Raw genomic sequence first — 7,898 nt, forward strand, 5'->3', positions numbered from 1 at the left:
CTAAGAAAATGATAGCAATTAAAGTATACGGAAGAAAATCCCTGATAAACTGAATTGCACTGTAAAAGCTCTTTTGTTGCTTAAGACTCTTGTACTCTATAAACAACGATCTTAAAGAATGCCATAACCCAAAATAAATGGTGAAAGACAAAATAGCATCAGCATAAATGGATAGAACGACAAACGCACCGAAGAGGCTAAACTCTAACAGGAATCGTTTGAAAGACATTTGCCCGTTAAGCACCAGATAATTAAAGATTGTGAACAGAGCTCCACCACTCAAAAGCATACTGATTTGCCAAATGTCTATTGTCATCCAATCGCCCACTAACAAACTGCTGAGACTGCTGAATATTTGGTAGCATTCGTTATAATTAAAAACAACTATTATCGACAGCAAAAAGATACCCCAAACCAGAAACAAAGTATGTTTGAGAAGCGCTCCTAACTGCAGGTAAAATAGTTGTGACTGGCCAAAATGATAGGCCGAAATAAGCATGAAAAGTAGGAAAGATAAAATAGGCAAATACAACCAACTAACAGCTACAAGCCCTGCCAAACCGAGATATTGGATATAAAAATACCACTTCTTTCTGGTTGAGCCTTTTGCGTTTTTAAAATGTATGAGGTGATCAATCGCTCCGTGTGGAATACCAACAACCACCAACATGCCTAAAAAGGCTATTGTACTTATATTGCTTACAGCAGGCCACATAACACTTAGAAGTACTACAGCCAAAGTGCAAGCAATCAATACTCTATCTATTCTACCCAATGCCATAATTAAATAAGGTGGGGCTCAAAAATATTTGAGCCCCTAGCCTTGTTATGCAGAAACTTTTGACGGACTGTCAGATTTTGCTACCGAATAAATCACCAAACCAAAACCAATCTTATTGATAGCATCTGCAATATTGTAGAATAGGTCTACATTAGAAGATGTCCAACCTAAGCTGGTATTTAACCAACCACCTGGCATACACATGTACCCAATTGGGTAAATTGCCCAACCTACTAATACAAACCATGCTAAAATTCTTATACCCTTTACTACTGTAGGGTTTCCAGAAGCATCTCCGAGTTTCTTCACCTCTCCAAACCATGCGGTGTAGAGAATGTATAAGTAACCTAAAGTAGATAGTATACCATATAATACACTGTGCGAAGTCGCTCCTTCAGCTGGAGAACCATCGGCATTTAACGGTACAAATGCTTCACCTATGTAGCCCATCACCAACATAAATGCTGATGCCACGATTAATTTCCATAGCAAACCAATTTTAGCACCGGCTGCTTTGGTCAATAAATAAAACTCCACACACATTAATGGTACTGTAAGTGTCCAGTCGATATACCTCAACGCGGTAGGATTAGATCCTGTAGATGCATAATAATCTCTCATGTAATAATAATGCACAGCCGCGATCATTGTGATCAGACCAGAAACCAGTAAAGAAGTTTTCCACTTCTCAGATACGCTTCCCCTTTCAAAAAAGAAAAAAACAGAAGCCGCAAACATCGCCATGTAACCTGTAAAAAATGTAAAGGCTACTGGATCATCTTTTGGGATTGTAACCAAATCCACTAATAGTAAATAGTTCATAAAATTTTTTTTTGTTTTTTAATGAACATATTAGTTTCAGAAATGTTTGAAAGATGTGAAACAATTAAAAAAGAATTTAAAATCTAAATCCTATATTATGAAAACTAACACAATTGAATCTATTGGTCTGAAGTGGGGGGCCATCACATTTGTCCTACTCTCAATCTATTTTTCAGTAATGAAAGCCTTCGGCCTCGTGCATATGATTGAGCTACGTATTTTAAATGCCGGTATCATGTTCTTTGGAGTCTATATGGCTACCAAAGAAGCTAAAGTAAAACTCGAGCAATTTACCTATCTCAAGGGTATCGGATTGGGTTTATTCACTGCAGCAGTGGCATCTTCAATGTTTGCCGCGTTTGGTTTAATTTATCTAACAGTAATTAACCCGGCATTTATTGAGTCAATTAGAGCTAACGAATTATTTGGTAGATACATCAATGTATTTGGCGCTACCCTACAAATATTTATTGAAGGTACGTTCTCAGGTTGTTTGATCTCCTATGCAGTAATGCAGAGATTGAAGGTCGGACGTCTCGACTTTAAAGAAAAACTTATTAATCATCAAGACTAGTTTTTTGGTTTATTTTTTAATGTTGATTGTTGTGAGAAAGCCCCAAACGAGGGGCTTTTTCTTTTTATCAATTTTTTAGCTCTCTATCTTACCATATTTCTCAGCCCAAACTTCTTCGAGCTGCTCAAGGCTCTTACCTTTTGTCTCAATGATATATTTTTTAGTGAAGATGATGAGAATTATTATAAAAATGGAAAATACGACATAAGGCAGCGATTTGTTCCAGGCGCCAGATATATTGGCTTCACTCTCGGCCATAATCGGAAAAGTTTGAGACACGATATAATTACCTCCCCATTGGATAGCCACTGCTATAGACATGGCCATACTTCTAATTTTATTGGGAAACATCTCAGACAACAACACCCAGGTAACAGGACCCATGCTTAAAGCAAAGCTAGCGATAAACATAAGCACCCCGATAAGGGAGACAAGGCCTACAGACTCCAGGTATAAAGAACCTCCAAGCAAAACGAAGCCTGTAAGCATGCCAAAAGAACCGATCAAGATCAAAGGCTTTCTCCCAAATTTATCTACTGTAAACATTGCCACGAACGTAAATATGAAATTGACTGCACCTAACAAAATCTGCTGCTGAAGTACATCCTCCTGACCAAAACCCAGGGCTTTCTCAAAAATGTCTCCACCATAATAAAGCACGGCATTTATACCTGTAGTCTGTTGTAGTAAAGACAATGCTGAACCAATCAATACGATTGGTAAGGCAGCTTTTTGCCAGATAGACACTTCCTTGCGCTCTGTTTTGCGCTCCTGATTGAGCGACATGCGTATTTCTGCAATTTCCTTTTGTGCTATCTCGGTACTATGCAATGAATTAAGCACTTTCAATGCCTCATCTTCACGGCCAACCATAACCAACCAGCGTGGACTTTTCGGAATAAAAAATGTTAGTAGGAGAAACAGTCCACATGGGATAAGCTCTGACCAGAACATCCATCGCCACCCCACTTCAATATTTTCTGTAGGCGTATAATTTTGTCCAATAAAATAAGTTGCTAAGAACACCACGAAGAACCCGGTAACTATCGCTAATTGATAAAAAGTAACCAATACCCCTCTTCTATCTGCCGGAGCAATCTCCGCAATATAGGTTGGTGCAGCCATAGAGGCCAGGCCAATACCTAAACCTCCAATAATTCTAAAAACGACTAATAACGTAACGGATTGAGGTAGAAATGACGGTAAACCAGAGCCCAGAGCAGAAATGGTAAATAATAGAGCAGCTATGATTAAGCTCACTTTTCTACCCATAGTTTTAGTCATAGGTCCTGCTGCCAATGCACCAACCAGACAGCCAAGTAGTGCACTACCCACTACCCAGCCTTTCATGACTGCGTCCAGCTCAAAATATTTGCTAAAATAAAACTGAGTGCCGTTGATGACCCCAGTATCGTACCCAAATAGCAAACCACCTAAGGCTGCCACGGAGGTAATGAGAATAAGTAATCCGTTTTTTGACATATTTTCGGTTAAATCAGTAGTTGTTGTTCTGTTTTTCGGCTTTTTGATAAACCCTTACATAATCAATTTCCATGTGTTGAGGCCAGATACTGTCATCAATCCCATGCTTACCTCCCCAATTGCCGCCTACTGCTATATTCATAATCAAGTAAAACGGTTGGTCAAATGGCCACGCGGCTGACCCAGTCTCATCATTGGTAAAAGTATTGTACACCTCACCATCTACCAGAAAATCGATTTTTTCAGGACTCCAATTAACAGAATAAATATGAAATTTCTCAGATGCGGAAGCTAATTCTATACTATCACCTTTTTGTGTGCCCAATAAATGATTGTAAGCTTCAGTGTGCACCGTACCATGGATATTGCCCTGATCATAGCCAACATGCTCCATAATATCAATTTCTCCACTCTTAGGCCAACCTCCATAAGACCAGTTGGTTGGCAGCATCCAAATGGCCGGCCAGGTGCCTCTTCCCTCTGGTAGTTTGGCTTTTACTTCAATGGTGCCATACTTCCAATCGCCTTTATTTTTGCTATTGATACGGGCCGAGGAGTATGATTTGCCATTTACATTTTCTTTATGTGCCTCTATGATCAGTTTACCATCAGCGACTCTTATATTTTTGTTATTGCTGGTATAATACTGGAGTTCATTATTCCCCCACCCACATAGCGTGGGGCAGCCATCGCCAATACTATAATCCCAAAGGTTGCTATTTGGCTGACCCTGATAATCAAACTCATCGCTCCAAACCAGTTGCCCCTCTCCTTCATCCTGCTGTCCTCCCACCTGACAGCCAGTGACTATCAGTAGTATCAATATCAACCCAAAATAACTTCTCATGATTACTTTAACTCAAATTGTACCGATTGCGTATCTCTCGCATTTGTACCTATAAATAGCTCAAAGTCGCCAGGTTCTGCCCCATATTTTAAATCACCTTTATAGTAAGCCAGCATTTCCGGATCAACCGTAAATTCGACTTCTATTGATCCACCGGCTGGTATCATCACCTTTTTAAAACCTTTTAATTCTTTTACAGGCCTTGTTATAGTGCCTACCAGGTCTCTTATGTAGAGTTGTACTACTTCCTCACCATCTACATCGCTTGTGTTCTTCACAGTTACAGAGGCAGTAATTTCACCATCTGCCTTTAATAGTGATTCAGAAACGCTGATGTCTGAGTAGACAAATGACGAATAACTTAAGCCGTAACCAAAAGGATAAAGTGGGCTATTGTCGACATCAGTATGGTGGGTATAAAATACCTGGCCCGGAGCGGATGAAGGCCTACCTGTCATTTTATGATTATAATAAATCGGCACCTGGCCTACGGCTCTAGGAAATGTCATTGGTAATTTACCTGCCGGATTATATTTACCAGTAAGTACGTCTGCTATGGCATGACCGGCCTCAGAGCCTAAATGCCAGGCTTCTACTATTGCCGGAATATTTTCATCTTCCCAAGCGAGCGTCAAAGGACGACCGTTCATAAGCACGAGTATAATATTCTTGTTGACCTTATATATCTCTTTCAATAATTCAAGCTGCAGACCTGGTAAGCCTATTTCAGACCTGCTTCTACCTTCACCTGACATGTAAGCGGTCTCGCCCATGGCCACAATCACAGTTTCTGCATTTCTAGCTTTATTTATCGCTTCTGCAAAACCTGAGCGGTCTCCTGTTTCTACTTCAACTTCCTGAAAGAAATTATTAGGTCCAACCGATAGCTTTACACCTTCGGCATAAGTGAAGTTTGCATCAGGTAAAGCCTTAGTTAACCCTTCATAAAGAGAAACTGCAGAACCCGCTTCGGCTGCTGCACGCCAATTGCCAATGGGCGAATCCTTATCTTTCATAAGAGGGCCTATTAAGGCAATGTTTGATGCTTTTAATGGTAGCAGGTCATCTTGATTTTTTAATAGCACAATCGATTTTCTGCCAGCCTCGCGTGCTAAATCAAGGTGCTCCTTTTTAAGCAAAGTTTCTTTTTCTCTATTTTCATCGAAATATAAATATGGGTCATCAAGTAATCCCAGATCTTCTTTGAGCTGCAGCACTCTTTTGGCTGCATCATCGATCAAGTCTTCATTAATTTCCCCAGCTTCCACCAGTTCTTTGAGGTGATCTATATAAACTACACCTTCCATGTCTATGTCGGCACCAGCGGTAATAGCCAGTTTGGCAGCCTCTCTCTTGTCTTTGGCCACCCCATGGCTGATTAACTCTCCTATGGAATTCCAGTCAGAAACCACCACACCTTTATATTGCCAGTTGCCCTTTAAAATATCTCTCAATAAAAAGGTGCTGGCTGTTGAAGGCACACCATCTATGTCATTAAAAGCATTCATAAAAGTGGCTACACCAGCGTCTTTGGCTGCTTTAAATGGTGGCACTATAGTGTTCATCAATTGGTTTTCTCCCACATACACATTGTTATAATCCTTTCCTGACTCTACAAAACCATAACCCGCAAAATGCTTGGCACAAGCAGCTATCGTAGCCGGATCTGACAATGACTCACCCTGAAAGCCTTTTACCCTTGCTACTGCAATGGCTGATCCCAAATAAGGGTCTTCTCCAGCACCTTCCATCACTCTCCCCCAGCGGGCGTCTCTGGAAATATCTACCATCGGGGCAAAAGTCCACTGTATGCCGGCTGCTGCAGCCTCTTTAGCAGCAACAGCTGCTGTAGCTTCCATAAGTTCTAAATCCCACGAGGCACTCTCGCCTAATGGTATAGGAAACATGGTTTTATAACCATGCACAACATCAAAAGAAAATATAAGAGGGATGCCCAATCGGGAATTTTCTACCACTTGTCGTTGGGTTTCTCTGGCATTTTTGGCTCCCAATAGGTTAAGCACAGACCCTATTCCTCCATTTTTGAGCTCTTCATACCGTCTTTTAGCCTGCCCTTGTTTTTCTCCAGGCCCTGTAAGTTCGGCTCCGATACTGTATTGGTTAAGCTGGCCAATTTTCTCTTCTAAAGTCATCTCAGCCAGCAGATCATCCACTCTACTTTTTTTGGTCTCTTTCTGCTCACTACAAGCGGAAATAGCCATTATACTGAGCAATACAATTCCTTTGATACCTATTTTCATGGGTATTAATTTTAAGTGTTATCTCGTTTTCTTATTTCTGAAAAACTCTTACATAATCCACGATCATGCGTTGTGGAAACTGTGTTGAAGCATCAGGATTTCCGGGTAAATCACCACCAACAGCTACATTAAATATGAAGAAAAATTCTTCTTGAAATTCGCTGAGGTCTGCCGGAGTAATGTCTATAGTTTTAAATAATTCATCATCTACAAACCATTGTATTTGATTGGCATCCCATATAATCGTAAACACATGAAATTCATCGCTAAATGTGCCACTGGAAAGCGTATATCCACTACCCTGACCACAGGTACAGGCTCTGGATCCATTCTCTTCCCAATGCAATGTGCCAAACACATTATTTTCTCTTCCCTGGCCACCAATCATTTCCATGATATCGATTTCGCCACATTTAGGCCAACCTACTGTTCTAAAATTCGCGCCAAGCATCCAAAGTGCTGGCCACAGTCCCTGACCTTTTGGCAAAAGGGCTCTTATATCTATTCGGCCATATTTAAATTCTTGTTTATTCTCGGTAATAATTCGGGACGAGGTATACTGTCTACCACCAAAAGACTCTTTTTTCGCCTCTATAAAGAGGTATCCATCTGTGACGGTTGTATTTTCTTCTCTATAATACTGCAGTTCGTTATTCCCCCAACCATTGGAACCTGTACCGATCTCATGTGTCCAATCAGAGCTTAATGAAGTACCTTCAAACTCATCATTCCAAGCCAAAGTATAATCCGGGTATGACAATGGTGTTGAGTAGCCCTTATCAGTAAATTCAGGGGGCTCTGGTGACTGTGTATCTGTGTCAGTTATGGTAATTACTACTTCTTTAGTAGCCAATGATACATTGATTCCATTTGTAAAATTCATTAAGAAGAACTCGTCATCTTCTTTTATGAGGTCTCCGATTATGTCCACTTCAATAGTTTTTGAAGTTTCTCCGGGAGTAAATTCCAGCGTACCTGAGACTGTTTTATAATCCAAACCACTGGCTGCAGTCCCATCAGCTGTACTGAAAGAAACGAAAGTATTTATTGAGGATGGCTCGGATAGTGTGACTTCAATTTCTATAGTAAATTCTTCATCTTTTTCTTCTACTGTAATAGTCTCCGTTGTCT

At 40.4% G+C, this 7,898-nt stretch carries 7 protein-coding genes; 1 reads left to right on the top strand and 6 read right to left on the bottom strand.

The window, feature by feature from the left end:
- Positions 1–781 (bottom strand): Brp/Blh family beta-carotene 15,15'-dioxygenase (locus E1176_RS09730; protein ID WP_155210418.1); only part of this gene is annotated, 781 nt, incomplete at its 3' end.
- Between the two features lie 45 nt (positions 782–826).
- Positions 827–1,603 carry a bacteriorhodopsin gene (locus E1176_RS09735; RefSeq protein ID WP_155210419.1) on the bottom strand — a complete coding sequence of 259 codons (777 nt, stop codon included), beginning with the start codon at positions 1,601–1,603 and terminating at the stop codon, positions 827–829.
- A 97-nt stretch (positions 1,604–1,700) separates the two neighbouring features.
- Between E1176_RS09735 and E1176_RS09740 the strand changes: the two genes are divergently transcribed.
- The gene (locus tag E1176_RS09740; protein ID WP_155210420.1) at positions 1,701–2,177 is read left to right on the top strand and encodes a DUF4199 domain-containing protein; all 477 of its coding nucleotides are present in this window, start codon (positions 1,701–1,703) and stop codon (positions 2,175–2,177) included.
- A gap of 75 nt (positions 2,178–2,252) precedes the next feature.
- Here the strand turns inward: E1176_RS09740 and E1176_RS09745 are convergent, their stop codons facing one another.
- Genes E1176_RS09745 through E1176_RS09760 form a run of 4 tightly spaced genes read right to left on the bottom strand, consistent with a single transcriptional unit; the run spans position 2,253 to position 7,884 of the window.
- Positions 2,253–3,659 (bottom strand): sugar porter family MFS transporter, encoded by a 1,407-nt coding sequence (locus E1176_RS09745; RefSeq protein ID WP_155210421.1) that lies wholly within the window; start codon positions 3,657–3,659, stop codon positions 2,253–2,255.
- A gap of 13 nt (positions 3,660–3,672) precedes the next feature.
- Complete coding sequence (locus E1176_RS09750; protein WP_155210422.1) at positions 3,673–4,506, bottom strand: glycoside hydrolase family 16 protein; 834 nt, start codon at positions 4,504–4,506, stop codon at positions 3,673–3,675.
- Positions 4,507–4,508: 2 nt separating this feature from the next.
- Entirely contained in the window at positions 4,509–6,767 is a 2,259-nt protein-coding gene (bglX, locus tag E1176_RS09755) for a beta-glucosidase BglX (RefSeq protein WP_155210423.1), read from the bottom strand.
- A gap of 31 nt (positions 6,768–6,798) precedes the next feature.
- The gene (locus E1176_RS09760; RefSeq protein WP_425482571.1) at positions 6,799–7,884 is read right to left on the bottom strand and encodes a family 16 glycosylhydrolase; all 1,086 of its coding nucleotides are present in this window, start codon (positions 7,882–7,884) and stop codon (positions 6,799–6,801) included.
- Positions 7,885–7,898 lie beyond the last annotated feature (14 nt).

It is taken from the genome of Fulvivirga aurantia, from assembly GCF_009711475.1.
GTDB lineage: Bacteria > Bacteroidota > Bacteroidia > Cytophagales > Cyclobacteriaceae > Fulvivirga > Fulvivirga aurantia.